At 64.5% G+C, this 25,668-nt stretch carries 28 protein-coding genes, 1 tRNA gene and 1 pseudogene; 20 read left to right on the top strand and 10 right to left on the bottom strand.

The genetic code is table 11. From position 1 onward, the window contains the following. Positions 1-11: 11 nt before the first annotated feature. Positions 12-1,394, top strand: coding sequence for a hypothetical protein (locus HZZ13_RS34945; protein WP_197963969.1), 1,383 nt, complete (start codon positions 12-14; stop codon positions 1,392-1,394). A 136-nt stretch (positions 1,395-1,530) separates the two neighbouring features. After that, positions 1,531-1,686 (top strand): hypothetical protein, encoded by a 156-nt coding sequence (locus HZZ13_RS34940; protein WP_197963968.1) that lies wholly within the window; start codon positions 1,531-1,533, stop codon positions 1,684-1,686. A gap of 32 nt (positions 1,687-1,718) precedes the next feature. Here HZZ13_RS34940 and HZZ13_RS34935 read toward each other — a convergent pair whose 3' ends face one another. Further along, positions 1,719-1,865: a hypothetical protein gene (locus HZZ13_RS34935; RefSeq protein ID WP_197952427.1), complete on the bottom strand. Its 147-nt coding sequence runs from the start codon at positions 1,863-1,865 to the stop codon at positions 1,719-1,721. Positions 1,866-2,018: 153 nt separating this feature from the next. Here HZZ13_RS34935 and HZZ13_RS34930 point away from each other — a divergent pair, with 153 nt between their 5' ends. Further along, positions 2,019-2,399 carry a hypothetical protein gene (locus HZZ13_RS34930; RefSeq protein ID WP_036012544.1) on the top strand — a complete coding sequence of 127 codons (381 nt, stop codon included), beginning with the start codon at positions 2,019-2,021 and terminating at the stop codon, positions 2,397-2,399. Here the strand turns inward: HZZ13_RS34930 and HZZ13_RS34925 are convergent. Then, a complete protein-coding gene (locus HZZ13_RS34925) occupies positions 2,359-3,918 on the bottom strand; it encodes a glycoside hydrolase family 17 protein (RefSeq protein ID WP_311972970.1) in 1,560 nt (519 codons plus the stop codon). The two genes, HZZ13_RS34930 and HZZ13_RS34925, sit on opposite strands and share 41 nt — an antisense overlap. Positions 3,919-4,246: 328 nt before the next feature. Here HZZ13_RS34925 and HZZ13_RS34920 point away from each other — a divergent pair, with 328 nt between their 5' ends. From HZZ13_RS34920 to HZZ13_RS34905, 4 genes are all read left to right on the top strand, one after another. Next, positions 4,247-4,840, top strand: a complete 594-nt coding sequence (locus HZZ13_RS34920) for a beta-1-3, beta-1-6-glucan biosynthesis protein (RefSeq protein ID WP_197963967.1) — start codon at positions 4,247-4,249, stop codon at positions 4,838-4,840. 216 nt (positions 4,841-5,056) lie between these two features. After that, the gene (locus HZZ13_RS34915) at positions 5,057-7,717 is read left to right on the top strand and encodes a glycosyltransferase (RefSeq protein ID WP_197963966.1); all 2,661 of its coding nucleotides are present in this window, start codon (positions 5,057-5,059) and stop codon (positions 7,715-7,717) included. A 425-nt stretch (positions 7,718-8,142) separates the two neighbouring features. Then, positions 8,143-8,218: transfer RNA gene (locus HZZ13_RS34910), tRNA-Lys, on the top strand. Positions 8,219-8,572: 354 nt separating this feature from the next. Continuing rightward, positions 8,573-8,722 (top strand): hypothetical protein, encoded by a 150-nt coding sequence (locus tag HZZ13_RS34905; protein ID WP_197963965.1) that lies wholly within the window; start codon positions 8,573-8,575, stop codon positions 8,720-8,722. Here HZZ13_RS34905 and HZZ13_RS34900 read toward each other — a convergent pair. Continuing rightward, entirely contained in the window at positions 8,719-8,958 is a 240-nt protein-coding gene (locus HZZ13_RS34900; RefSeq protein WP_311972968.1) for a CBS domain-containing protein, read from the bottom strand. The genes HZZ13_RS34905 and HZZ13_RS34900 overlap by 4 nt on opposite strands. 1,329 nt (positions 8,959-10,287) lie before the next feature. On the opposite strand from HZZ13_RS34900, the gene HZZ13_RS34895 reads away from it, so the two are divergent. From HZZ13_RS34895 to HZZ13_RS34885, 3 genes are all read left to right on the top strand, one after another. Next, positions 10,288-10,446: a hypothetical protein gene (locus HZZ13_RS34895; protein WP_197963964.1), complete on the top strand. Its 159-nt coding sequence runs from the start codon at positions 10,288-10,290 to the stop codon at positions 10,444-10,446. Between the two features lie 98 nt (positions 10,447-10,544). Continuing rightward, complete coding sequence (locus tag HZZ13_RS37055) at positions 10,545-10,703, top strand: hypothetical protein (RefSeq protein ID WP_246504685.1); 159 nt, start codon at positions 10,545-10,547, stop codon at positions 10,701-10,703. A gap of 237 nt (positions 10,704-10,940) precedes the next feature. Then, positions 10,941-11,288, top strand: coding sequence for a response regulator (locus HZZ13_RS34885; RefSeq protein WP_197963963.1), 348 nt, complete (start codon positions 10,941-10,943; stop codon positions 11,286-11,288). A gap of 11 nt (positions 11,289-11,299) precedes the next feature. On the opposite strand, the gene HZZ13_RS34880 is transcribed toward HZZ13_RS34885, so the two are convergent. Together HZZ13_RS34880 and HZZ13_RS34875 are read right to left on the bottom strand one after the other, a co-directional pair. Beyond that, complete coding sequence (locus tag HZZ13_RS34880; protein ID WP_197963962.1) at positions 11,300-11,749, bottom strand: hypothetical protein; 450 nt, start codon at positions 11,747-11,749, stop codon at positions 11,300-11,302. Between the two features lie 1,145 nt (positions 11,750-12,894). After that, complete coding sequence (locus HZZ13_RS34875; protein ID WP_197964002.1) at positions 12,895-16,002, bottom strand: DEAD/DEAH box helicase; 3,108 nt, start codon at positions 16,000-16,002, stop codon at positions 12,895-12,897. Between the two features lie 494 nt (positions 16,003-16,496). Between HZZ13_RS34875 and HZZ13_RS34870 the strand changes: the two genes are divergently transcribed. Beyond that, positions 16,497-16,736 carry a hypothetical protein gene (locus tag HZZ13_RS34870; protein ID WP_197963961.1) on the top strand — a complete coding sequence of 80 codons (240 nt, stop codon included), beginning with the start codon at positions 16,497-16,499 and terminating at the stop codon, positions 16,734-16,736. A gap of 193 nt (positions 16,737-16,929) precedes the next feature. Next, the gene (locus HZZ13_RS34865) at positions 16,930-17,175 is read left to right on the top strand and encodes a hypothetical protein (protein ID WP_311972964.1); all 246 of its coding nucleotides are present in this window, start codon (positions 16,930-16,932) and stop codon (positions 17,173-17,175) included. Positions 17,176-17,179: 4 nt separating this feature from the next. On the opposite strand, the gene HZZ13_RS34860 is transcribed toward HZZ13_RS34865, so the two are convergent. Together HZZ13_RS34860 and HZZ13_RS34855 are read right to left on the bottom strand one after the other, a co-directional pair. After that, positions 17,180-17,572 (bottom strand): NUDIX hydrolase, encoded by a 393-nt coding sequence (locus HZZ13_RS34860; protein WP_157286040.1) that lies wholly within the window; start codon positions 17,570-17,572, stop codon positions 17,180-17,182. Between the two features lie 133 nt (positions 17,573-17,705). Further along, a complete protein-coding gene (locus HZZ13_RS34855) occupies positions 17,706-18,785 on the bottom strand; it encodes an AI-2E family transporter (RefSeq protein ID WP_376707096.1) in 1,080 nt (359 codons plus the stop codon). 220 nt (positions 18,786-19,005) lie between these two features. Here HZZ13_RS34855 and HZZ13_RS34850 point away from each other — a divergent pair, with 220 nt between their 5' ends. Together HZZ13_RS34850 and HZZ13_RS34845 are read left to right on the top strand one after the other, a co-directional pair. Continuing rightward, a complete protein-coding gene (locus tag HZZ13_RS34850; protein WP_197963958.1) occupies positions 19,006-19,233 on the top strand; it encodes a hypothetical protein in 228 nt (75 codons plus the stop codon). Between the two features lie 102 nt (positions 19,234-19,335). Then, positions 19,336-19,638 carry a hypothetical protein gene (locus HZZ13_RS34845; protein WP_197963957.1) on the top strand — a complete coding sequence of 101 codons (303 nt, stop codon included), beginning with the start codon at positions 19,336-19,338 and terminating at the stop codon, positions 19,636-19,638. Between the two features lie 33 nt (positions 19,639-19,671). On the opposite strand, the gene HZZ13_RS34840 is transcribed toward HZZ13_RS34845, so the two are convergent. Then, the gene (locus tag HZZ13_RS34840) at positions 19,672-19,887 is read right to left on the bottom strand and encodes a hypothetical protein (protein ID WP_197963956.1); all 216 of its coding nucleotides are present in this window, start codon (positions 19,885-19,887) and stop codon (positions 19,672-19,674) included. A gap of 121 nt (positions 19,888-20,008) precedes the next feature. Continuing rightward, a complete protein-coding gene (locus tag HZZ13_RS34835) occupies positions 20,009-20,239 on the bottom strand; it encodes a hypothetical protein (protein ID WP_197963955.1) in 231 nt (76 codons plus the stop codon). A gap of 187 nt (positions 20,240-20,426) precedes the next feature. Between HZZ13_RS34835 and HZZ13_RS34830 the strand changes: the two genes are divergently transcribed. From HZZ13_RS34830 to HZZ13_RS34820, 3 genes are all read left to right on the top strand, one after another. Beyond that, on the top strand, positions 20,427-21,014 hold the full coding sequence (locus tag HZZ13_RS34830) for a formyltransferase family protein (protein ID WP_197963954.1): 588 nt from the start codon (positions 20,427-20,429) through the stop codon (positions 21,012-21,014). Positions 21,015-21,254: 240 nt separating this feature from the next. Continuing rightward, a complete protein-coding gene (locus tag HZZ13_RS34825) occupies positions 21,255-21,605 on the top strand; it encodes a hypothetical protein (protein ID WP_197963953.1) in 351 nt (116 codons plus the stop codon). Beyond that, entirely contained in the window at positions 21,550-22,095 is a 546-nt protein-coding gene (locus HZZ13_RS34820; protein WP_197963952.1) for a hypothetical protein, read from the top strand. Before HZZ13_RS34825 ends, HZZ13_RS34820 begins: the two co-directional genes overlap by 56 nt. A 50-nt stretch (positions 22,096-22,145) precedes the next feature. Here the strand turns inward: HZZ13_RS34820 and HZZ13_RS34815 are convergent, their stop codons facing one another. Continuing rightward, positions 22,146-22,544, bottom strand: coding sequence for a RidA family protein (locus tag HZZ13_RS34815; RefSeq protein WP_197963951.1), 399 nt, complete (start codon positions 22,542-22,544; stop codon positions 22,146-22,148). Positions 22,545-22,696: 152 nt separating this feature from the next. Between HZZ13_RS34815 and HZZ13_RS34810 the strand changes: the two genes are divergently transcribed. From HZZ13_RS34810 to HZZ13_RS34800, 3 genes and pseudogenes are all read left to right on the top strand, one after another. Continuing rightward, positions 22,697-23,572, top strand: a complete 876-nt coding sequence (locus HZZ13_RS34810) for a DMT family transporter (protein ID WP_197963950.1) — start codon at positions 22,697-22,699, stop codon at positions 23,570-23,572. Positions 23,573-23,773: 201 nt separating this feature from the next. Further along, positions 23,774-25,207 (top strand): caspase family protein, encoded by a 1,434-nt coding sequence (locus HZZ13_RS34805; protein WP_197963949.1) that lies wholly within the window; start codon positions 23,774-23,776, stop codon positions 25,205-25,207. Positions 25,208-25,446: 239 nt separating this feature from the next. After that, a pseudogene (locus HZZ13_RS34800) lies at positions 25,447-25,668 on the top strand (hypothetical protein); the annotation flags it as partial.

The following is a 25,668-nucleotide window of genomic DNA, read 5'->3' as shown; positions in this document are numbered from 1 at the left end:
GCTTAATATTCATGGCAAAGGATTCCGACCCACTGGCGGATGCCTTCTCCACCAAGGAGACCGGCGGGCTGTTCTCCGGACTTTTGGCCGAGGAAAGCGCCTTCGACCGGAGCATGATGTGGCGGCTGGGCTCGTGGGGCGTCGCGGCTGTCGGCGCCGTCGTCATTGCCGTGATGGCCAACCAGGCCCAGCTCGGCTGGCGGCGCGATCAGGTTGCGTCCGCGGATCTCGCGCGCCAGGCCGACCGGCTGCAGCAGCTGAGCAAGGAGAGCCAGAACGAAGCGCGCCGGCTCGCCGCCGCGATCGAGACGCTGAACAGCGACCGCGACCGGCTGTATTCGCGCGTCACCGTGCTGGAGCAAGGGCTCGATTCCGTCACCGGCGCCATTGCAAAGCAAGCCGCCACGCCGCCGTCGGGCCCGAAGCCGCAGGACGTAGCACCAGCGGCCGCAGCGCCCAGCATCGCGCCGGTCGCCTCGACGGCGACGAGCGAGAAGCCGCGCGGCGAAGCCGCCAAGGATACGCAGAAGGATGCTCAGAAGGAAACGTTGAAGGAGCCGCCGAGCCCGCCGCCGCAGACCGCGGCCGCTGCCTCGCTCGTGCAACAGAATCCGGCCATGACTTCGGCGTTGCCGAGCATTCCGCTGGTGCCCTCCAAGTCGCTCATGGCGCCGCCGGATCCGGCCGCATCGAAGCTGATTCAACCCGAAGCGGCAGAGAAGGCCGCCGAGAAGAAGGCCGAGCCGACACCCGCCGCGGCCGAAATCGTGGCGGCAGCAAAGCCGCCTGATACAGCCGAGAGCGAATCCCCTGCCATCGCCGTTCAGCAGACGCGCTTTGCGATCGATCTCGGCGGCGCCAATTCGATCGACGGCCTGCGCGCGCTCTGGCGCGGCGTGACCAAGTCCAACCCGGAGATCGCGGCGCTGCGGCCGATCATCATGATCAAGGAAGGCAACACCGGCCTCGGCATGCAGCTCCGCCTGGGCGCGGGCCCCCTGGTTAATGCCGCCGCCGCCGCAAAATTCTGCGCGAGCCTCGCCGAGAGCGACCGTCACTGCGAGACCACCGTGTTCGACGGCCAGCGCCTGTCGATGCGCGGCTCCGACAAGACGCCGGACAAGGCACAAGAGAAGTCCCAGGAGAAGGTTCAAGAGAGGGTTCAAGACAGGGGCCAGGACAAGAGCGCCGAGAAGAGCCAGGACGCCGCGCCGCAAGCCGAAACCGCGCCCGCGCCGAACGCAAAGCCCGAGAAGCCGCAGCGTCGCCGCAGCACTTCGTCGAAACGGTCCAAGCGCGAGGAGCCCGCGCCCCCGCCTGCAGCGCAGCCGGCGCCGACCAAGCCGGAGACTGCGTCGGCGACCTCGACGCTGTCGTCGTTCTTCAGGCGATAGGCCGATCCGTCCGCTCGAAGCCGCTTGCGTTGTTGCCGGCGTATTGACCGATATCGGCTTGCGGAACATACCAAATGATACGGAAGAGGTTCGCGTAAGCAGGCACTATCCGCGGCGAATTCGATTCGGAGCGGAGATGACCGACGCGAACTTTCTGCGGGAGCAACTCGCGTTGATCCGCGAACTGGCTGAGCGGGCCGATCCCCACATCAGGAAGCGACTGCTCGCCTTGGCTGAAAAATACGAGCGCCGGCTGGCGGAGCAGAGCCGGAACACGCAAGGTCGCGGTTGATCGCCCTTGATCGCCTTGGTGCAGGCGGTGACCTATTCCATGCGCGCCTTTTCTTTCAAGTCGCGGATGCGCATCTCCGCCTCGTCCTTGGACTGGACGATTTCCGACCAATCCTCAACCCGCGCCTCCTTGCTCAGCCTTTTGAGCTCGCTCAGCTGCTCCTGCGTCGGCTTGTCCATGCCTCACTCCTCGGACGGCAATGCGTTTGGCAACACATGTTGAGAACCAGCGGGATGCTCGCGTGTTCCCGGACGGTGCCAGGTCCCCGCCGGATCAACAGAAACCTACCCTGCCCTGTTGCCTGGCCGCGCCTTCCCGACCATATTGCCGCCATGACAAAGAAGCCCTTCCGCCTCACGCCCTACCAGGTGCAGTTCCTGCTCGTGGTCGGATTCGTCACCGTCGGCTGCGCGCTCTACGTGCGCTATCTCGCGATCGAGTTTTCACAGGTCGCGCTCGCCTGCGACGCCGGGCTTCAGACCCTGGTCTGCAAGTCACGGTCGGTCTCGACCGTGCTGTTCAAGAATTCGGTGTTCGGCATCGTGGCGCTGGTGGTTGCGACGCTGAACCTGATGCGGCCCTCGATCGTGCTGCTCACGGTCGGCCTCATCGCCGCCGGCCTCGGCATCGTGCTCTACAATGTCGTGCTCTCGGGCCTTGCGATCGGCCTGCTCATTCTTGGCTTTGCGCGGCCCGCGCCCGCCACAGCGTGAGGGCGAACAACAGATAGATCGCGCAGGTCCACAGCGACTGCCAATTGTCGCGGCCTTCGTTGAACAGCACGTACACGGCCGACAGCGCCAGCACGCCCGCGAACACCGCTTCGGCGATCGGACGCTGGCCGATCTGCGGCCGGTTCAGCATCAAGAGCGCAAACGGCACCACCGCCATCGTCAGCGCGGCGTAGGGAAAATCCTTGTAGCGCGGGTCGAACACGAAGCCGAGCGCGGTGGCGGAAGCGATCACCGCCGTCATCGCCAGCGTCAGGCCGAGCACCGCGGTGAGCTTCGACCATTTCCGGCCCTCGCGCGGGCCGAGCAGGTCGAGAAAGGTCGGCAGGCTGCGGCCGATCACCATCGCCTGCGCGCAGAAGATCGGCGACAGGATGCCGGCCAGCAGCAATACGCCCCAGAGCAGCCAGCCGCCGATCCCGTAGCTCTCGTAATACATCTTGTCGGCGCCGATCCCGAGCAGGATTCCGGCCGTCGTCGCCGAGATGCCGACGCCGAGCCAGGCCGGCAAGCGCGGCGTCCACGGCCGGCGGCGCAACGTGATCAGCGCGACCGCGAACACCAGCACGGAAAGCCCCATGCCGGCGCCCATGTACCATTTCCAGTACGGGAAATTGCTGATCGGCTCGCCCGGCGGATATTTCAGGCTCCGGCGCACCGAATCGTACAGGCCCCAATAGCCGCCGACGGTGCCTTCCAGCCTGCGCTTCCACGGCTGGTCGTAGGATTCGATCAGGTTGACGCGGAACTTCTGCGCCTTCGCAAGGCTCAGGATTTCCGAGACGACACGCGCCTGGTTGGTGCGCGAGGGCAGTGCGCCGTCGCGCATGCGCCCCTGGCTCGGCCAGCCGGTTTCGCCGATCAGGATCTCCTTGCCGGGAAACGCCACCGCCATGCGCTCGCGGATCTGTTCGACATGGGCGGCGGCGAACTTCGCCTTGATGGGGAAATCCTCCCAGTAAGGCAGGATATGGATCGTGACGAAATCGACCGCGTCATGGACCTCGCGATTCTTCAGCCAATATTCCCAGACATCGGCATAGGTGACGGGCACGCTGACCTGGGTCTTCACCAGGCGGATGAGGGAGACGAGGTCCGCCGTCGTCATCTCACCGCGCAGCAGCACCTCGTTGCCGACGATGACGGCGGTGATGACGTCGGGGAATTGCTTGATGAGGCGGATGGCGAGCCCGGCCTGCTCGTAGTTCTTGGTGCGGTTGCTGGAGAGCCAGATGCCCTGCAGCACTTTCAGTCCGCCGACCTTGGCGGCGATCGCCGGCACCTGGTCGAGCCCGTTCTCCATCGAATAGGTGCGGACGCAGTCGGTGATCTCCTTGAGCTGGCGCAGGTCCTGCTCGATCTGGTCGGCATCGATTTGGGTCCATGCGTCCAGCGGCGACTGCTCGCCGCGGAACGGCGCATAGGAGACGCATTGAACCTTGTCGGCAGGATCGATCGGGGCGCGCGCGAGCGTGATCGGCGTGGCAAGCCACCACCACACGGCAGCGATCGCACCCAGTGAGACGAGCAGAAGCGCCAGTGGCGTACGAAGAGAAATCGGTTCCGTCCTCCGCGAAGGGCCGTCGATTACCTTCTCGCACGCCGTCTGCCAAGGGGGCACGCCCGGCGGATCCGTTGCGCCCCCAAGGAATTTACCTGCGGCGGTTCGACCGTGATCTAGCATCGTGACTTTGCTGGACAAAATTCGAAATACAGGTCATGGACTCCCAAAGACTTTTCCGCCGCATTGGAGACCCATTTGGACGCCATCAGCTAGCGCGTCCGCGGACCTCCTGACGCGGACGGCCAGCGGATACATTGGGGAATTCATGCGGCAACGGGTGTTCGAGTTACGAAATGCGGTCCTGCGGCAGTTCGCCGCCACCTTGGCCGTCTCCTCCCTGCTCGTTCTGATCGGTGTTGGCGGCGCCCTCGCCCAGAGCGGCACGCCGGCCCCGGCCGACCAGGGCAAGGCGGCCGCCCAGCCCGCCGATGCCGCCAAGGACGCCGCCCAGAATCAGCGTCGCACCGACGAATTCGCGGAGGCCGCCCAGGTCATCAACGGCCCGGCTGGCAATCCCGAATGTGTCTGGCTCGGCCGGCGCGTGGTGCGGCTGATGTGGCGGGACGACCTCGATACCGCGTTCCGCCATCTCGACCTCTACGACCGCTTCGGCTGCCCCGGCGGCCACATCCAGGCGGCATTCCGCTGCCTGACCCGGTTCGGCGGCCAGATCGATCCCAAGGTGGCCGAAACCCTGGATAGCCGTGTGCACGCGTGCTGGCTCAACCCGGCCGCCCAGCCGCAGCAGGCGGCGGCCGCGGCGGCCTCCCAGCCGGCAGCGCCAGCTGCCAATGCGCAGCCGCAGCCGGCCGCGAGTCCCTCGCCTGCGGCAAGCCCGTCCCCGACCCCGGCGAAATAGCAGCCGCCCGTTTCAGCTGCCGTTCAGGAACGGTCGGCCATAGAGACGCTTGGCACTGCCGCGCGTCGTTCGAAAGGCCATGCCCTCATAAGGACATGAGGCCATGACAGTTGTGAAACCGCGCGGCAGAGGTATGCTTCCTTTGCCGCGGACACGGTCGGATCTCGGGGTCGGATCCGCTTCCCTGCCACCTCAGCCCCTATTGGTTTAGCCGCGATGCGCGTTGTCGCCGCCGTTCTGTTGCTCGTGTCTGCGCTCCATGCAGGCATCTGGGGAGTCCTGCGCGACAGGGAACCTGCGCCGGATTTCAAGGGCCTGCTGCCGAGCCTGTCCTATACGCCGTTCGAACCGGGCCATGTCGTCGACCTCAATGTCGACCCCGACAAGATTCGCGCCGACATGAAGAAGCTCTCGACCCTCACGCGAGCGATCCGGTCCTACACCGCGACGGAAGGCAGCGAGCTGGTGCCGCCGATCGCCGCCGAGTTCGGCCTCAAGGTCACCGTCGGCGCGTGGATCGACAAGGACGAGGATCGCAACGAGCGGGAAATCAAGGCCGCCATCGAGCTCGCCCGCAAGAACAGCAACGTGATCGGCATCGTGGTCGGCAACGAGGTGATCTTCCGCGGCGAGCAGAAGGTCGAGGACCTCATCGATAAGATCAAGAAGGTCAAGAGCGCGGTCCGCGTTCCCGTCACGACGGGCGAGATCTGGAACATCTGGCGCGATTTTCCGGACCTCGCCTCCAGCGTCGACTTCATCGCCGCGCACGTGCTGCCCTATTGGGAAAACTTCCGTTCGGATCAGGCCGTCGACCAGGCCGTGGACCGCTACAACCTCCTGCGCAATCAGTTCCCGGGCAAGCGCATCGTGATCGCCGAGTTCGGCTGGCCGAGCGCAGGCTATAATTTGCGCAACGCAGACCCAGGTCCGTTCCAGCAGGCGCTGACCTTGCGCAACTTCGTCACCCGCGCCGAAGCGCTCGGCATGGACTACAACATCGTCGAAGCCATCGATCGGCCCTGGAAATTCTTCGAAGGCGGCGTCGGCCCGTATTGGGGCGTCCTCAATGCCAGCAGCGAACCGAAATTCGCCTGGACCGGCCCGGTCGAGAACCCCGACTACTGGAAGCTGATGGGCATCGCGCTGCTGGTCGGCGTGCTGCTGTCGCTGCCGATCCTGCGGATCGAAAAGGCGACCGCCAGGCAGGCCTTCCTGCTGTCGGCGACCGCCAACGGAGTCGGCGCCTGGGCCGCGACCGTGTTCGCCTATTGGAACGGCCACTACTTCCTGTTCGGCTCGGCCTTCGCGCTGACGCTCGGCATGATCCTCCTTGTTCCGCTGGTCCTCATCGCGATGGCGCGCATCGACGAGATCGCCGCGGTCGCCTTCGGCCGGCCGCCGCAGCGCCTGATCACCAAGGACAAGCCGGTCGAGAACGTGCCCGAGAATTACTGCCCCAAGGTCTCGATCCATATCCCGGCGTATTTCGAGCCGGTCGAGATGCTGAAGCAGACGCTGGATGCGCTGTCGCGGCTGAACTACCCGAACTACGAATGCGTGGTCATCATCAACAACACGCCGGACCCTGCCTTCTGGCAGCCGATCCAGGACCATTGCCGCGCGCTCGGTGAACGCTTCAAGTTCATCAACGCCGAGAAGGTGCAAGGCTTCAAGGCCGGCGCGCTGCGCATCGCGATGGACCGCACCGCGGCGGATGCCGAGATCATCGGCATCCTCGATGCCGATTATGTCGTCGAGCCCGACTGGCTGAAGGACCTCGTGCCCGCCTTCGCCGACCCGCGCGTTGGCCTGGTGCAGGCGCCGCAGGAGCATCGCGACGGCGACCTGTCGATCATGCACTACATCATGAACGGCGAATATGCCGGCTTCTTCGACATCGGCATGGTCCAGCGCAACGAGCTCAACGCCGTCATCGTGCACGGCACGATGTGCCTGATCCGCCGCGCCGCGATGGACATGGCCGGCGGCTGGTCGAGCGACACGATCTGCGAGGACTCCGATCTTGGCCTTGCGATCCAGGAGCTCGGCTGGACCACCCACTACACCAACACCCGCTATGGCGCGGGCCTGTTGCCGGACACTTACGAGGCCTTCAAGAAGCAGCGGCACCGTTGGGCCTATGGCGGCCTGCAGATCGTCAAGAAGCACTGGCGCCGCTTCCTGCCCGGCGCGAGCCGGCTGACGCCCGACCAGAAGCGCGAATACGGTCTCGGCTGGCTGAACTGGCTCGGCGCCGAAAGCCTCGGCGTGGTCGTGGCGCTGCTCAACCTCGTCTGGGTGCCGATCGTCGCTTTCGCCGACATCGCCATTCCCGACAAGATCCTGACGCTGCCGATCATCGGCGCCTTCATCGTCTCGCTGGTGCACTTCCTCTGGATGTACCGCGCCCGCGTCGCCATCAGGCCCGGCCAGATGCTGGGTGCCATGATCGCGGCGATGAGCGTGCAATGGACGGTATCGCGCGCGGTGGCGCAGGGCCTGATCACCGAGCACATCGCCTTCGCCCGCACCTCCAAGGGCGGCCTGTCCCGGATGTCGATCGAGTTCCAGGCGTTCTGGGAAGCCGTGATCGGCACCCTGCTCCTGGTCGGTGCCGGCGTCCTGATCGCCTCCAACAGCTTCAGCCGGATCACCGAGATCTACATCTTCGCCGGCGTCTTGGTGCTGCAGAGCCTGCCGTTCCTCGCCGCCGTCGCCATTGCCATCCTCGAGCTCAGCCGCATCAACTCGTTCCAGTTCTGGCGCGACAGCGCGATCCGGACCGCCGAGCTGATCGGCCTCCGCCCAGTCGCGCTGCCCCCGGTGGGCGCGCCGCAGCCGGTGCCGACCGAGGTCCGGCGGGAGACGAACTGACGCCGCCTTCGCCCACGGCGCATCCTTCGAGACCCCCGCCTGCGGCGGGCCCTCAGGATGAGGTCGAGCCCGCGGCGAGATGTTAGACCCTCATGGTGAGGAGCCCGCCCAAGCGGGCGTCTCGAACCATGCAAGGCCGAACTCTTCCGGCGACCGCTGCAGTTCAGCGTGGATGACGGCGCCAATCGGGTTGAGCTTTTCGTCTTAAGCGACGGAGACCCTGAGCAAATCCCCGCTCTGCCGCGATCTTCGGCAACCACCCGCACTATTGACCTCAGCGTCCCGTCCCCCTACACAGCCCGGGCCGAAGGCATGATCCGGAAACAACCGGTTTTCCCCGCGACGCATTTGGCGAAGCGGCAAGACATGCTTCTCGAATGTCCGAACACGATGGCGACCGCGTCAAAAGCCATCAGCGGTCATGGGAGCGCGTAGCTCAGCCGGTAGAGCACGTGACTTTTAATCACGGGGTCCTGGGTTCGAGCCCCAGCGCGCTCACCAGCAAAATCAGAGACTTAAGAGCCGATATGTTCCGTTTTGCTTCCCAGAAATTTGCATTTGGGAAGCGACTGGGAATGTCCAGCGAAATGCGCCAAGACATCAAAAAACCTTGCGATGTTCTTCGCTCTTCTCGCGGGTATCGGACTCTTGCTGAAATGCTGGGCCGAGCTCTACGTGCTCGAGGCTGACATCAGGTACCACCAGTGCGTCATCGAGCAAATTGACGCCAAGCAGTCACGGTTCGCCTGTGGCCTCCGGCCGCCGAGCGCTCAATAGGTCGTCCCGAACACGTTGCCAGTAGCGGCGCGGACGAGCTCTCATCCGCTAGACTCGGGGCATTTCCATTGGAAGATCGTGTCCGCCATCACCAAGCCGGTGGTCGTCACGCCGCCGTTGTTGGTTGTGTTGGTGGCGGGACTTGAACGTGCCGCATTGACCTTGATGCGGTTCACAGCGCTCGTGCGCGTCGGCCGCTCCACGCTGCCCATGCGCGCTACGGCCTAAGCCGATGCGAAGCTCTGGTTGCGCTGGTGGCTCGGCCGCGCGATTCCATGAAGTGCCTTGGCCGTTCCTGCCGAGTGGCGCACCAGATGGCTGAGCGGTACGATCCCGACCAGACGATTGTTCCGGTCGAGGACCGGCAATCGCCGCACCTGGATCTCGCTCATGTTCGCGCAGACGTGAGATATGTCCTCGTCTTCGAAATAGTATTTCACCTCTTCCGTGATCGCATCGCTCACCTTGGCGTCCGGCCCCTTACCCTCCGCGATGCTGGTTCAGCGCATTCACGGCCGCGTGTACGAAGCCATTTTAGGCGCCCAACGAAGCGAACCTGAAACAATGCAATGCGATGCTGTGATGGTAACGCCCGTTGAGGGAGGGTGGAATGCGTAGCCTGATTTTCGGTGCGGCTCTCCTTGCGCTGGCAACCATCGGATGTTCGACGTTTATTTCGGCCGCACTTTCCGCGGCACGGGATGCAAAGGCCGCAACATTCTCAGAACGGTTCGCGCCGGCAGTGACGGTTCTCCCAACCGGCTAGGCCGCCAGCGTGAAGGTGAGCGGTCCAAAGCGAACAGACTAGTTTCTCGTCCCAATCCGGTTCTGCCCTCCACCTCGGGAAATTCAATTCTGGTCGGTATCGTTTGGGACCCAGAACGCCTGGGGCCGTTCCCTTGGATTCACATTTGTTGATGCAGGAACATCCTTCCGGGACGAACCATGTCGTTACCGGGGCTGGCAAGTTTCATCTCGGATTTATTGTAACCCGGTGGGGCCGCTGCTCCAGAGCAGCGGCCCTTGTTTCTGAAGCGTGAACCGGGGCCGCGCCTAGCGCCTCTTTGGCCGATCGGTTTCTGCTGATCGCGATTTAGGCTTGCCACCCTTGTGAATTGCCGGGGGCGGTTTGCCCTCGAGACTATGCCTCTCTTGCATTTGCTCGGCCGCGATCACGCGCGAGCGCAAATCCTTCAATTCGGAAAGCCCAGAAGCAAGCTTGTCGAAACGCTGTTTCAGAACAGCGGTGCGATGATCGCAACTGCCCATTGTACGCCCCCTCCATCACCCCGAGCCGACCGAGATAACAGGGAAAACTTTGCAATCGAGGAAATGCACTCGCGAGCAGCCGGTTCCTGTGGAAAGCGTTGTGCGGCTGTCGCAGGTCGTGCAATGCGAATTTACTCAGGGCCATGCGCGAACGCTTGGACGCGCCGGCTTTGGGCGGGATCGTAGATCGGGCATAGCGCCAATGACGGCCCCGACCGTGGGGGGCTTTTGGGGTGGGGAGGCCGGGGCCGCTGGAGGTGCTTGGACCTTTGGGGCAAGGCCAAAGCCACCAAAGACTAGGAAAATTCGGCAATCACTTCCGTTCGCTTTCGCACATTGCCTGTACGTTCTTTTTGGCGCAGACGTGATTTTGTGTCTCCAGCTCGGAGCTGCAGTTGTGGTCGGCATGGTGAGCGGAGCTCCAAACATGCTGATGCACCGCCGATCCAGATGAGCACAGGAACGTTTCGACCGGCGGTGAGTCCTACAGGCGCAATCCATCCCGTTTCCTCGTGGATCGAACGATGGAAAGAGCGCTCGCCTATGCCATCTCGGCGGCCCTCGTGGGCTTCGGTGTCTTCATCTTTTTCGCCGGTCTATCTTCCAGCTCGCCCGCTTTATGGACAATCGTCGCGCTGGTCCCGATCACGATCGGCATCGTGAGTGCCTTTGGTCCTGTGTGACTTGATGTGGAAATCAGGCTTTAGGTCAGCGCGTCTGTATTTTCCGAATCGGCATGTCGTGTTCGCTCTCTTGTAGTTTCCAACCGCTGGTGACGCGCGTGAGCCATTTCGTCTCGATGCTTCTGCTTGCGACGGCGCTGATCTTGACGCTGTGCTTCGGAGTGGCAGCCTGGCGCCTCTCGGCAGACAAAGAGGCCGACATCACCGCCACGATTTCGCATCAGGAATACGGCTGGAGGCCAAGGCCCGGCAACTGAACGATTGCATTCCGCCGGCCCAGGCGATCGCTAAGCTGCGGGCGGGTTGCTGAAGCCGCGACCAGAACCGTAACCAGCCGCGTGGCTCAACAGGTACGCAGGAACAAAGGGCTCTGTTCCAGCTTGAGTCTGGCTGGCTCGTCGGCCGAGTTGGCGAGGCAGCCCCAACCAACCGGCACGACGTTTTCTGCGCATGGGTCCTCACGTCGTGGACGAAGAGCGCGACTGGAGGACGACTTGCGGGTTCTTGTAGCCGAAGACGAAGACCTGATCCGGGACGTGGTGGTCGACATCCTGGAGACGCACGGGCACGAGGTCATGGAAGCTGATAGCGGTGAACTTGCGCTTCAGCTTTGTGCCGAAGCCGCGCCCGATCTGTTGTTCACTGACATCAGGTTGGCAGGTTCGCTGACGGGCTGGGATGTTGCTATCCAGTGCAGGGAATCCAACCCGCGCTTGCCGGTGATCTACGCCACCGGCTACACGCACGCCGCTCCGCGTCCGGTGTCAGGCAGCATCATGCTCCAGAAACCATTCGGGCTTGAACGCCTCTTGGAAGCGATGCAGTCGCTCGCTGGCAAATAGCTTTACGCGCCTCAGCTATCCGGCGTGGCGGCTGGCACGGTCAGGGGGGCGCCGCCCACCGACACGGGTCCCAGCGGCTGGACCTCTCGCGTCACCCGCTTGCGCATCGCGGGAAATCCGTAGCGGGCATTCGACCTTCGAATGGACGACGTGACGTCCGACATCATCGTGCTTTGCAGCGCATCGACCTTTGCCATCAGGGTCGACAGCTGCGAGGAGATCTTCTTCACATCGATCCGCTCGTCCGTGATGCTCTGTCGCAGCGACAGCAGCACGGCCGCCGCGCCGTTGATGGCCAGCGCACAGAGCGCAAAGGCCGTGATCGATTTGCGGCTGGACCGCTTGACCGGCTCCGTGGCTTCGGGAGTTTCGGATTGCTGCGCTGCCGCGGCGTCGGCCAGTGCGACGGCGTCGAGCTCTTCGGCAAAGCTTGCCGTTTCGAATGTCGTGGTCACGTGCATGGACCCCAATGAGCGAGCAACAGGCAGCCGCCCCTGGAACGTCCTCGCGAGGAGTCCTTGTACGCAGCACCCTTACACAACTGCCTCAAATTGTGAGCATTCTGAATTAATTCCACGTTAGCGGCCGAGGCTGGCGCCCCCGGCCGATTACGGATATGCAAGCTCCTCGCCGCGCGTCCGACCAACAGCCGTCCTCGCAACGGATTTTCCGAAGTTGGCATCATGCCACTGTTTTGCCCGACGGGTCAAACGGAGGGACGTCGTCGAGACACGCGGCGTGACGTAGAGCAGCTGTACTCGATCACGATCCTGGGCCACCAGCCCCACTGGGCGCGTTCCGCCGATGCAGAGCGGAGCCTTATGGTAGAAGCACTTAGCTACTGTGCATGGGGTTGTTTTCGCATTTTGATGCGCTCTCCCCTCATCAAACCTGGCCCTATCGTGCTCGTAACGCGTTTGGTCGACACAGTCGTTCGTCGCTCGACCTGCGCCTTGGCATCCAGCACCTTGTCTCCCGCCCGTGCGGCTCGCGGCCGACTGACCTGGTCCGAAAGGCTCGACCCTCTCCCTGACAGACCATCTGAACCGACGCTGGCGTTTCCCTGAGCCTTTGTTGCTGGCCGGAATCTGTTTTGGGAGGGCGCCGAACCGTTGGCCCTTTGATCCTCGTTGCTGGTGCCGCTCCCGATCGCACCGATCGGCAGGCCATTTGGAGCGTGACCAACCCCGGCATTTCTCGCGGCCTGAGCTGCCGCCCGCGCCCGGGCAGGCGTGGCGGGCTGAACGTTCGGATTGGTCGGCTCGCCGTTGGCGCCCAGATCTCCGCCGGGCGCAGTGTCCTTCGTCCCCATCCCGGGGGGTGCTGAGGGACCTGCATTGCCCGCACTCGTCCCCATTCCAGACGGTGCCGAGCCGCCAGCGCTACCCGGCCCCGTTCCCATGCCCGCTCCTGCGGGCCCGGCATTAGCGCCGCCTGCTTGCGCCAGAGCCAACAGACACGAGCTTGCGACAATCGCGGCAATGACCGGAGGAATGGCATGTGACATCGGACAATCTCCTTCGCCACGCCCAAATTAACTATAATGGTGGAACAGGGCTTCCGCCACGAATTCGCAATTATCCGCGCTGACGAAGGCGCGAGCCCCTCACCCCTCGTCCAGCAGCTCGAACAGCTCCTCCACCCGCTCGAACGGCGCGTCCTGCGTCTTGGCGTGATAAACGACGCGGTCGCCATCCCGCTGCAGCGACTTGCCCCGCGATTTGCGCAATCGTCCGGGCAGGAACGTCGCGGCCGCAGCTTCAGGGCCGACGTCGAGGCGGATGATGCCTCTGCGCTTGCACTCGATTCTGAGCTTCGCCGCGGCGAAGAAGTCGCGGGCCACTTTCGGCAAAGGTCCGAAGCGGCGGGAGGTTTCCTCCTCGAGGTCGTCGAGATCGTCCTCGTCGTTGCATCGTGCGGCGCGGGCATAGAGCTCGAGCCGCACCGGCTCGGACTGCACATAGCTCTCGGGCAGCATGTCCCCGACCGGCAGGTTGAGGTCGGGCACCCACAGCGCAGCCTGCTGCTCGTCGGTCTTCTCCGAGGCCATTTTCAGCAGGTGACTGTAGAGCACCGGCCCGAACACCTGGACGTGGCCGGATTGCTGCTCCGAGAACAAGTCGCCCGCGCCTCGCAGATCGAGGTCGCGCTCGCTGATGGCAAAGCCCGCGCCCGGCCGGCTGAACTCCTCGAGCACGGCGAGGCGCTTCTCGGATTGTCCGGACTCCGTCTCGGTCAGCAGATGCGCGAAGGCGCGGATGCCGCCGCGGCCGACGCGTCCGCGCAGCTGGTGCAGCTGGGCAAGGCCGAACTTTTCCGGCCAGCACACCACGATGGTGTTGGCGCGGGGGATGTCGAGGCCGCTCTCGACGATGTTGGTCGCGAGCAGGACGTCGGCATGGCCTTCGACGAAGCTCATCATGCGGTCGTCGATCTCGTCCGCCGCCAACCTGCCGTGAAGGCAGACGATGCGCAGATCCGGCGCCACGGCTCTCACCCGCGCCAGCATGGGATCGAGATCCTGGATGCGTGGACAGATCAGGAAGCTTTGGCCGTGGCGGCGCTGCTCGCGCAGCAGCGCCGAGGCGATGGCCGCATCCGACAGCGGCGCGATCCTCGTTGCAACCGGAAGCCGGTGCACCGGAGGCGAAGCGATCACGCTGAGATCGCGGAAGCCGGCAAGGCCGGCGGCCAGCGTGCGCGGGATCGGTGTCGCGCTCATCATCAGCACATGGACGTTCCTGGCGAGGCTTGCGAGCTTGGCCTTCTCCGCCGCGCCAAAGTGCTGTTCCTCGTCGACGATGACGAGGCCGAGATCGTCGAACCTGACGTCCTTGCCGGTGAGCGCCTGCGTGCCGATCACGACCTTGATCCGGCCGCTGCGCAGGCCTTCCCTGGTCTCCCGCAACTCCGCGCCCGAGGTCGCGCGCGAGAGGTTGCCAACCTCGATGCCGAACGGGGCAAAGCGCTTCTGGAACGTCGCGACGTGCTGGCGCGCCAGCACCGTCGTCGGCACCGCGACCGCCACCTGCTTGCCGGACAGCACCACCGCGGCCGCGGCGCGCAGCGCGACCTCGGTCTTGCCGAAGCCGACGTCGCCGCAGATCACCCGGTCCATTGGATGGCCGGATGCGAGATCGTCCAGCACGTCCCGGATCGCCTGGGCCTGGTCGATGGTCGTGAAGTAGGGAAAACGCGCGACGAACTTCTCGTAGGCCGATCCCGGCGGCACCAGCTTCTCGCCGCGCCGCCGCCGGCGCTGGCTGATGTGCTTGGCGAGCGCCTTGCCGGCGATCTGGATCTCGCGCTCGGCCTCGCTGCGGCGCGCCCACCATGTGCTGCCGTCCGCCTTGTCGAGCGAAACCTTGCCGAGCTCGGCGGCGTAAGGCCACATCAAGGCGAGATCGGGCGGCGGTACCAGGACCGCGTTGTCACCGGCGAACTTCAGGCGGATCAGCTCGCGCATCGCGCCGCCGCCGGTGTTGACGGTCTGCAGCCCGTCGAGCACGGCAAGGCCGCGCTGGAGATGAACGACCACCGTGCCCTGCTCCGGCGCATCGGCATGGTCGAAGGCCGCGCTCCAGGGGCGCGCCATCGGCTGCGGATGATGCGCGCGGCTGCCGAGCACGTCGGACGCCGTCACCACGACCAGAGGCTTCTTCGCCGGCACGACGAAGCCGGCATCGAGATCGGCGAGCAGCGCCATCTCGCCGCCCCGCCCGCGCGCCGCCTCCTCCCAGTCCTCGCAGCGCTCCGCCTTGACGCCGCTCATCCGCTCCATCACGCGCAGATCGTCCGCGTGCGCGGCGACGAGGATCAGCCGCGACCCGGCCCGGCGCGTCTCCTCGACGAAGCCACGCAACGCCTTCCGCGAGGATGTCAGCTTTGAAAATTCCGGGACGGGCTGGAACGGCGCCGTGCGCGGCAACACCTTCATGCCCTTGGAAAGCCGTTTCCAATCGCTCCGCCCGAGATAATCGCGCTGCCGCTCGCTGCGGGGCGCGGCCTCCTCGATCGTATCGAGCCATCCGTCGGCGTGCGACGGGACGCCCGCATCGGCGATCCATTTGGCTCCCGTGCAATAGTCGAACAGGCTCGCGCGCTTGCCGTCTTTGCCGGCAAGGCCGAGCCGCTCCGACATGGGATCGACGAGCAGCTCCCTGGTCTCGAAGATGATCCTGTGCTCATGCGGGTCGAAGGCCACGATCCGCTTGATCGTATGCTGCGAATGCTCGATCCGGAACGGCCCCAGCGCGCCCGCGGGAAATATCTCGAAGGTCTGGCCATGGAACAGCGCCCCGCCCGGATAGTCCGGCTCATCGTCAAGATCGTAACCGAGGGATTGGAGGCGGGACTCGAGCTCGTGCTCGGAGAACGTGCCGCCCACCTTCAAGCTCAGGCTGAGGCGCGACAGGCTGGCCGGCGGCGGCATCCGCTCCATCACCGCTTCCGCCGTCGATACGAGAAACACCGGCTTCTTGGATTTCGCAAGACGCCTCAGCACGGAGGCTCTGCGCCCCGCGAGCTCGTGCGAGGGCTCCAGCTGATCGAACGGCAAGGTGTTCAGACGCGGAAACACCAGCACCTCGCAGGCGGGGTCGAGCGCGTGAATGACGCTGCCGAGCCGCTCCGCCCTATTCTCGCTCTCGGCGAGAAAGACGATGCCGCTGCGTCCGGACTGCTTCCATTGTGCCAGCAGATGAAGGGCCATCATGCCGAGGGGCGATGAAGACGAGATCGTGGCGCGCTGCGATCCTTTGCTCTTCTTCGGCGGCTTCTTGGCCAGCCTTGCCTTCCTGGAAAGCCTCACTTGGACCCGCTTCTGCTCTTAAACCGCCGCACACTGAATGCGAGCCGTCTCGATCCTCGAATCGGCAGCTCGCCGCCATGCATATGGGATTTGCCCTGCGAACGCACCTCTCCCCGGCAACGCTCGAGGCGGCGGTGCGATCCCGGCAATCTGGCTTTTGGCCGCGAGAATGGAGGCACGAAAAAACCCCAGCGCTTGGAGCCACGCTGGGGCGTTTCGTTCGAAATGAATCAGTCAAGCAATGACGTCTTCATAGCAGCGGTTTCGCCGCGCGCTTGTGAACTGGTTCACAAACCCTGCCCGGAGGCGCTCCGACCAGGCCGGAGCGGGCTACCGCATCGCCCGCTTTGAGCCCACGCCCGCCGCGCGCTAAGATGCGCGCATTGACGGAGGCTCATTTGAGAACATTCATTTTCATCGGCGCCGTCGCGCTGCTTGCGGCGGTCCCCGCTCACGCACAGACGTTGGTCGATCCCACCAAGGTCGCTCCCGAATACCGCGAGGCCGCCGAGAAGCGCCGGGCCGAGCAGCTGCGTCAGCGCGAATGCGCGCGGCAGGCCGATCTCGAGAAGGTGTTGCCGAGGGACCGCACCGCCTTTCTCAACCATTGCCTGGAGACGATGGCGGCCCAGCAATAACGGCCGGCCGACGGTTCAAACCGGCGTCGTCCGCGACGAGCCGATCGCTCGGCCGCGCGATGTCTGCAGGCATCCGGCCACGACGGCATTCAAGCTTTGTTCAGATATTTCGGATCAGCTGACGATCTATTTTCAAAGTGATTGTCATCCGCGCATGAGTTCAGTCCAGATTCAGTGCACGCGGTGCAAGAACGTGTTTCGCGATCGCGCCGGGCGGTTGCAGGACGGCTATTCCAGGCAATGTCCGAGCTGCGAAGTCGTGCTGTTCTTCGCCGAGGACTCGCAACATCCCTTCATCAAGCGTGCGATGCGCAATGCGCGCCAGGCCCGTAAGGAGATGCGGGAGCTCCAGGCCGCTAAGCTTGCCACACCCGAGCCGGAGGCGGTGCAGTCGAGGAGATTTGCCGGGCGGACGCGATCGGCGGCGCGGGAGGACTAGCGGCTCAGCTTCGCCGCCGCTTGCGCGGAAACAGGCGGTCGCGGATGTAGCGCGAGGTCGCCGTCAGGCGGATGCCGCGGGGCTTGTGCCAGGCGGCGCGGTCGATCTCCTTCTTGTCGCCGATCGCCAGCCTGCCCTTGGCGGACTTGGCGATGAAGATCGCGTCGCTCATCTTGCGGCCGGAGCGCTTGTTCCTCGCCTTCACTTCCTTCCAGAGGCTGATCCTGCCGAGCTTCAGCTTGGGCAGTTCCTCCTTGATCTCCCGCCGCAGGCAGTCCTTCTCCGACTCGCGCGCACGCTTTCGGCCGCCCGGAAACATCCACAGGCCGTCCGACCGGCGTCTGACCAACAATACCTTGCCGCGCCTGGCGGCAACCAGCTTGGAAGACTTTGCCATTGCTGCGCTGTCGAAAACAGAATCGACCCAATGGTAACTTGTCTAGTCGAACAGACAAGTTAGCGGCGCGCCTTGATCACAGGCCGCGGGATGTCCGGCATGGCGGGCAGACCGTACGCCGGCGGGCGCGGGATCACCCCTTCCCCGCCTCCGCCCGGTCCTCGGTCCTGATCCAGGCCATCATCATTTCCCAGGCCACCGAGAGGATGATCGGTCCAATGAACAGTCCGACGATGCCGTGGGCCAGCGTACCGCCGATCACGCCGACGAAGATCACGATGGTCGGGGTGGTCAGGCCACGGCCCATGACGAGCGGCTTCAGCATGGTATCGATGAAGCCGACCAGGACGAAGAACATGGTGAGCAGCAGCGCGGTGGTGACGTCCTTGGCGGTCCAGATCCAGATGATCACCGGCAGCAGCACCAGAAAAGCACCGATCTGCACGATCGAGAGCAGCAGCACGATGAAGGCAAGAAGGCCGGCGCTCGGCACGGACGCGAGCTTGAAGCCGATGCCGGCGAGCAGCGCCTGGACGATCGCGACGCCGATCACGCCCTGCGCCACGGCGCGGATGGTCGCACCGGCGAGCGAGAGGAAATGCTCGCTCTGCTCCGGCACGATGCGAAACAGGAAGCCGCGGCCGGCGGCGACCAGGCGCGGCCCATGCGGAAACAGGAAGCCTGCCACGAACACCGAGACGAGAAACTGCAGCGTGCCGACGCCGGCATCGCCCGCGAGCGAGAGCAGCGGGCCGGCCAGCGGCTGGAGATACGGCGCCACCTCGCGCACCGCCGTCTGAACGTTGTTGTAGGCCTGATCCCAGAGCTCGTAGAGCCAGGGGCCGACCAGCGGCCATGACTTGAGCTGGTCCGGGGCCGATTGCAGCACGAGGTCGCCCGTGCCGAGCTGGTGCGCCAGTTCACGCACGCCGTCCACCGCGCTGATGCCGAGCCAGGTCGCCGGACCGATCACGATACCGAGCGTGATCAGGGTCAGGATTGCTGCCGCGGTCTTGGGCCGTCCGCCCAGGATCTTGGCAACCCAGCTGAACGCCGGATAGAACGCGACCGCCAGCACGCCGCTCCAGGCCAGGATCGGCACGAATGGGCGGATGATCAGGAAGGTCCAGATGATCAGCAGGGCAAGCAGGCCGAGCCGGATCACGAGCTGGATGACGTCCTCTCCCGTCAGCAACTGACGGAGGCTTTTCACGGGCACAGCTTTCCTTGCGGCATGAACGCAGCTTGCGAGCCCAGCCGTTATTGCCAGCAACGCATCTGGCGTCAAGACGACCGGCTGCCGGATACCGCATCGGCCGCACGCCAACCCGGCTTGGCTAACGCGGGTTAACCGGATTTCCCCGCGCCGGTTTACGCCGCTGCAAAGGCTGGCGATTACGCTGCATTGCAGTCACCGAAACGCATTCTGGGCCATGGCCAACAGCATCTGGACGATCGAACAGTTCACCTGTGCGAGTTGCGGCATGAACTACACCGCGACCAGAGAGGAGCACAGCGAGGCTCACAGCGGCAGCTTCAAATGCGGCATCTGCAGCGGCGTCGTGCATGCCTGGTCCGGCAAGCATCACTTCTTCGGCTGGCAGGCCGTGAAGACGAAGCCGCCCGTGTTCGGAAGGCGCTGGGCCGGCGTCGAATGGTAAGCCGCCTACTGTGACGCCGGATCGGCCGAATTGCGCCGGCGCCGTTTGGACTCCGTTCACCGATCGCCGCTAGATCAGGACGGATTCTCCGCTTCGAACACCATGGCCGACCTCAACGCCGTCCTGACCAGGCTTAACGACCGTCTGCTCCGCCTCGAGGGCGAGCTGTTCGTGCTGCGCTCGCTGGCGCGCGCAGCACTGACGGCGGGCGACGACCATGCCGCACGTATGCGCAAGCTGGTCGAGGCCGCAAAAGTCGCGCTGGACGACGAGGCCAAGCGCCCTCTCGACAAGCCGACCCGAAAATATGTCGACGCCGCAACCGCATTGGTGGAGGAATTGCTGGTCGAACCCACCCCGGCGCGGCCGCTGTTCACCGTGATCGACGGCGGCCGGCGCGACTGAGCGCGCCGCCTTTTCCCGCACACCACGCTGGGTCTAAATCGTGGAATTGTCCGCCTTGAGTCGGCTGAGCCCCGCCTCGATGATGGCGATCTCCTCGTCGATCTTTCCGATCGGCAGGCTGAAGTCGTAGCCGGACCGGCTCTTCAGATCGACCGCGAGCCGCTGCCTGTGCATCATCAGCTCGTCGAGTCCACGGCGGTTCTTCAGACGCACATAGGCGTCGACGATCTGCTCGATCGCGTTCGGCATGAAATCTGTCCCGGCGAAAGGGCCCGGCGGCGCGCCCACGCCGGCGGACGATTTCGGTGTCGCGGTACGCAATACAAATCCGCGACGGATTCGTCGATACGCCAAGCTGGTTGAGATCGTGTTACCGTCTGATGATTTCGCGACGCGTGGCTTGAAAAGGCCGCCGGCGATCACGCCGGCCGCGATGATAGAAATTGATCACCGGCCCCTGGGCGCAACGGTAGGCGTTCCGGATCGGCCCCACTGATGGCGCGATGCCGGTCTCCGTTGGGACCGCAGGGTAAGGCCCGCCAGCCTGGGCCGAAGTGGCCGCCAGCAGCATCGCGACGACGAGAAACCCGACGCTGCGCATGCCTTGCTCCCCAGGCGGTGTCATGCCCGCGTGGAAGCACCGGACAGCTCGACTGCGCAATCCCGGAGTTCGCGCAAGCGGCGCCCGGCGCGTTGTTGATAACCCATGCAAACGCTGCGCGGGTGGTGACAGGACATGCGGACGTGTTATCGGGGGATAACGCAGTTGCGAGACGGATCGGACCCCCATGCGCATTACCCTCGTCGGCTCCCGCCATTTCGGCGTGACCACCCTGAACATGCTCCGAGAGCACGGCGTCTCGGTCGTCCGGGTCGTGGTGGCCGACGCCGACGACCGCCTCGCCGCGGCGGCCAAGGCGGCGGGCATCGAGGTGCAGGTGCAAGCCAATCCCAAGCTGGTGGTGGCCTCCGAGATCGACCCGGACACCGATCTGATCATCACCGCGCACAGCCACGCCAGGATCGGCAAGGACGCGCTCGCCGCCGCCAGGTTCGGCGGGATCGGCTATCATCCCTCGCTGCTGCCGCGCCACCGCGGCAAAGCCGCGGTGGAATGGACCATCAAGGAAGGCGACCCGATCGCCGGCGGCACGATCTACCATCTCGCCGACCGCATGGATGCCGGTGCGATCGCCGCCCAGGACTGGTGCTTCGTCAAGAAGGGCGAAACCGCACGGGAGCTTTGGGAGCGCGCGCTGGCGCCGCTCGGGCTCAAGCTGCTGGCCGACGTGATCGATTACGCCAAGGTCCACAAGGCGCTACCCGCCAAAGCCCAGGACGAGCAGTTCGCGACCTCCGCGCCAAGCCTCTCCTGAGCCAAGCCCTCTGAGCCAAGCGCCTCTGGGCCAAAGTCTTCTGGAGCAAGTCTTTGCGAGTCGTCCCGACATTTACCCTTAACGTGAGGCGGCCTTGATTCCATTTCGGAAATCGGAGCCAAATGCGCAAATAAACCATTGTCCCAACAGGAACAATTTTCGGTTTGGCATCGCAACAAATTTCCGTCACATTTCGCCCGAATAAGTGTCAGCATCTCAGACACATTCAAGGACGAATTCATGCGTTTTGGTCGCATTGCGGTGTTCTGTGCCGCCCCGGTTCTCGCTGGCACCCTCGCCGCCCCCGCCTTTGCCCAGAATCCCTATGACGGCAATTGGCAAGTCACCATCGTGACCAAGAGCGGTTCGTGCGAGCCAACCGCAAGCTCCATGCTGACGGTTGCCGACGGCAAGATCACCGCGCCCGGTGCTAACGTTTCCGGCACCATCGGCAGTGGGGGACTTGTGAAAGTTTCGATCAATGGTGCATATGCCAACGGTCAACTCAGCGGCAACGCCGGATCGGGGAAGTGGAATGGAGCATCTGCAGGCATACCGTGCAGCGGGCGGTGGGAAGCATCGCGCCAGTAAACAAATTGAGGCTCGCGCCCGGAACCGGCGGCTGCTGACGGCGGCCGCCGTTTTGCTTGCGGCCGGGATCGCCACGACCGAAAGCAAGGCCCAGTCCGGCCCGTTCGCGCCGCTGGCGGGCAGCTGGAGCGGCGGTGGCACGGTCACGCTGGATGATGGTTCGACCGAGCGAATCCGCTGCCGGGCCAAATACGCGCCGATCGGACCGACCCTCGAGATGTCGCTGACCTGCGCCAGCGATGCCTACAAATTCAACCTCGGCGCCAACGTGAAGGCCGAAGGCAACGCCATTGCAGGCAGTTGGTCCGAGACCAGCCGCAACATCTCCGGTTCGCTCCAGGGCCGCGGCGGCGGCGGAAACTACGAACTGGTGGCCTCCGCCGCCGGCTTCAACGCCAACATCTCTCTGAAGACGTCCGGCAACAAGCAAAACGTCACGATGCGCGCGGACAGCCAGTTCCGCGGCGCGCATATCTCGATGTCGAAGTAGGACACCAGGCGACACGACCATCGATCCGGCGACCCCGCCGGGTCGATTTTTTATGTGCTGGCCACGAACGCCGTGACCTCGATTTCCACCTTGGCACGCTCGTCCACGAGGCCTCCGATATAGAGCAGCGTCGAGGGCGGAAAATTGCGTCCGAGCGTTTCCTTCCAGGCCGCGCCGATGCCGGCACCTGCGGCTTCGTACTCGGCGCGGCTGGTCAGATACCAGGTCAGGCGGACGATGTGCTCGGGGCCGGCGCCGGCCTCGCCCAGCAGCTTGACGATCCGCTTCAGCGCAGTCGCGACCTGGGCCGCCATGTCGGACGCGTAATTGCCCGCCTCGTCGCCGCCGGTTTGGCCGGCCAGAACCACCCACCGGCCCGGCCCCTCGGCCACGACGCCATGGGAAAAGCCGCGCGGTTTTTTCCACTCGGCCGGCTGCAAGATGTGCATGGGCAATCTCTCCCGATGTTCTCGTTGTTCGACTGATGCCTTAACACGCCGCGGCGCATCGCTGCATCCGCAGATTTGGCCGTTGCAAATAGCGGCAATGTCGCCGATACCGGCCGCCCCCTTCGTATTCCACCCTGCCGCATCCGCCGCAAATGAGCACCACACCGTCGAAAATGATGGCCGCGCTGTGGATGGCCGGCTGGCTGTCGCTGATGCTGGTCATGGCGGTGGCCGGGCGCGAGACCACGCGCGAGCTGAATGTATTTCAGATCATGGAAGTGAGGTCGCTGGTCGGCTTCGTGTTGCTCTCACCGATCATCTACCGCGCCGGTGGCTGGAAGGTGCTCAAGACATCGCGCCTGCCGCAGCATGTCGGCCGCAACCTGGTGCACTATGTTGCCCAGCTCGGCTGGTTCTTCGCGCTGACTCTGATCCCGATCGGCCAGGTGGTGGCAATCGAGTTCACCATGCCGATCTGGACGGCCGTCCTCGCGGCAAGCTTCCTGTCCGAGCGGATGACGCCATGGAAGATCGCCGCCATCGTGCTCGGCCTCGTCGGCGTTATGGTCATTGTTCGCCCCTCGACCGGGGAGATCAATCCGGGGCAGCTCATCGCCCTTGGCGCCGCCATGGGATTTGGCGTCTCGATGGCGCTGGTCAAATCGCTGACCCGCACCGAGAGCGCGCTCTCGATCCTGTTCTGGATGCTGGTGGTGCAGTCGGTCGCCGGCTTCGTGCCGACGCTGTTCGTCTGGATCTGGCCGTCGCTCTATGTCTGGGCCTGGGTCGGCGTGATCGCGGTCTGCGGCACGTTCTCACATTATTGCCTCGCCAGCGCGATGCGCTATGCCGACGCGACGATCGTCGTTCCGATGGACTTCCTGAGAGTTCCACTGACCGCAGCTGCCGGCTGGCTCCTGTATTCCGAGCGGCTCGACGCCTGGACCGTGCTCGGCGCCGCGCTGATTCTGTTTGGCAATCTGCTCAATTTGAAGCCCGCTTCGCCGGTTCCCGCCCGCGCACGGTGAACCTCTCGCCGCCTTGCGCGACAAAATCAAGTGGCCGTGTGATTTGGATCACGCTGGAGCGACACTCCATCGTGCACATTCGGCCACACAGCAGCGGGTTGCCGCAACGGACTGCCGTTTTGGTGGCGCGAAGTCGGGCACTTCGTGTAGGTTCGTTGCCAATTTGTTGCTGCCTGCAATTCGATTCTGGGGGATTTCAGAATGCGCTATCTCACCCTCCTCGCTTCGCTGATGTGCATGGTGCTGTCGGTCAGCGCCGCCAAGGCTGACCGCCGCGTCGCCTTCGTCGTCGGCAACGGCTCCTACAAGAACGTCGCGCAATTGCCGAACCCGCCGATCGACGCCAAGGCGATGGCCTCGACGCTGCGCAATGTCGGCTTCGAGGTGATCGAAGGCTCCAATCTTAGCCGCGACCAGATGACGGAGAAGCTGCTCGATTTCGGCCGCAAGGCACAGGGCTCCGACATCGCGCTGTTCTACTATGCCGGCCACGGCATCGCCGTCAGCGGCACCAACTATCTGCTGCCCGTCGACGCCGACATCAAGTCTGAGATGGACGTCAAGCTGGGCGCCGCCATCAACATCGACCTGACGCTCGAGCAGACCATGGGCGACGCTAAGGTCAAGCTGGTCTTCCTCGATGCCTGCCGCGACAATCCGTTCGCCGCCAAGATCAAGTCGAATTCGGCGACCCGCAGCGTCAACGTCCAGAGCGGCCTCGCCGAGATGAAGTCCGGCGAAGGCACGCTGATCGCGTTCGCCACCGGCCCGGGCCAGACCGCGCTCGACGGCCAGGAGGGCAACAACAGCCCGTTCACCCGTGCGTTGATCGACAACATCACCAAGCCCGGCGTCGAGATCCAGCAGGCCATGACGGCGGTGCGCGCCCAGGTCAATGAAGAGACCCGCAAGGGCCAGCTGCCCTGGGGCCACACCAACCTGACCGGCTCCGTCTATCTCAATCAGGCCCCGACCACCCAGGTCGCCACCGCGGCCCCGACCGCGACGGGCATCGTGCCGGCGGCGACCGGAAGTTCGGACGGTGTCGAGCTCGAATACTGGCGCTCCGTCAAGGAGTCCAACAAGCCCGAGGAGCTCAACGCCTACCTCACCGCCTATCCGAACGGCCAGTTCAAGGCGCTGGCGCTGGCACGGCTTGCGGCGATCAAGAGCGGCCCCTCGACCGCGACCCGCACGCTCAACGCCGGCGTCGATCCCGCAACCTTTACCGATGAGGCGACCCAAGTCACCGAGGACCAGATCGGCCTCGACAAGAACAAACGCCGCGACGTACAGCGCCGCCTCACTGCGCTCGGCTTCGACACCAAGCAGACCGGTACGTTCGACGACGAGACGCGCTCGGTGCTCAAGCGCTGGCAAACGGCGCGCGGCTACCCCTCCTCAGGCTACCTGAACAGGCACCAGCACAAGGCCTTGCTCTCGGAAATCGTGGCTGCCCCGGCGACGGCGAGCGACACCAGCCAGAAGCCGGCTCGGCGCGCCGCTACCGCCCCGGCTCAGAGCAGCGCACCGGCGCCGGCTCCCCAGCCACGCAGCAATCCCGGCGATGCGGCCGGCGCGGCCTTCGTTGGCGGCGTCGTCGGCGGCATGATGGGCGGCATGTTCCGCCGCTGACAGACGGGACGTGGATCTCAGAAGATAAAAGCCCGGCTCACGCCGGGCTTTTTCGTTTGTGATCCTCATGGTGAGGAGGCGCGAAGCGACGTCTCGAACCATGAAGGCCCGCCTCGACGACCAGCGGGGCCTTCCATCCTTCGAGACGCTTTCTGCGCAAGCTCTCAGATCCTATGGGCGGCGGGTGGTCAAGAGAGGTTAGGATTGGATTGCAAACCACCCAGCCTCGGAGGACCAAGATGATCAAGCTCGATCGCATTGACGCACCCGCCACGGCGGAGCATGCCACGGTTTACCTGGCTTTTGAACTGAGCAAAGCGAAATGGAAGCTCGGCGTGTTGCTGCCGGGCTCACAGAAGCTGAGCCGGTACACGATTGGTGGCGGTGATCTGGTGGCCTTGGCAGCGCGGCTTGCAGACGTGCGCAAGAAGGCTGCCGCGGATGGACGGCCGATACGCATA

This window comes from Bradyrhizobium agreste (assembly GCF_016031625.1).
Lineage (GTDB): Bacteria > Pseudomonadota > Alphaproteobacteria > Rhizobiales > Xanthobacteraceae > Bradyrhizobium > Bradyrhizobium agreste.
The sequence above is the reverse complement of the archived record's forward strand: the minus strand, read 5'-3'. Positions and strand labels throughout refer to the sequence as shown.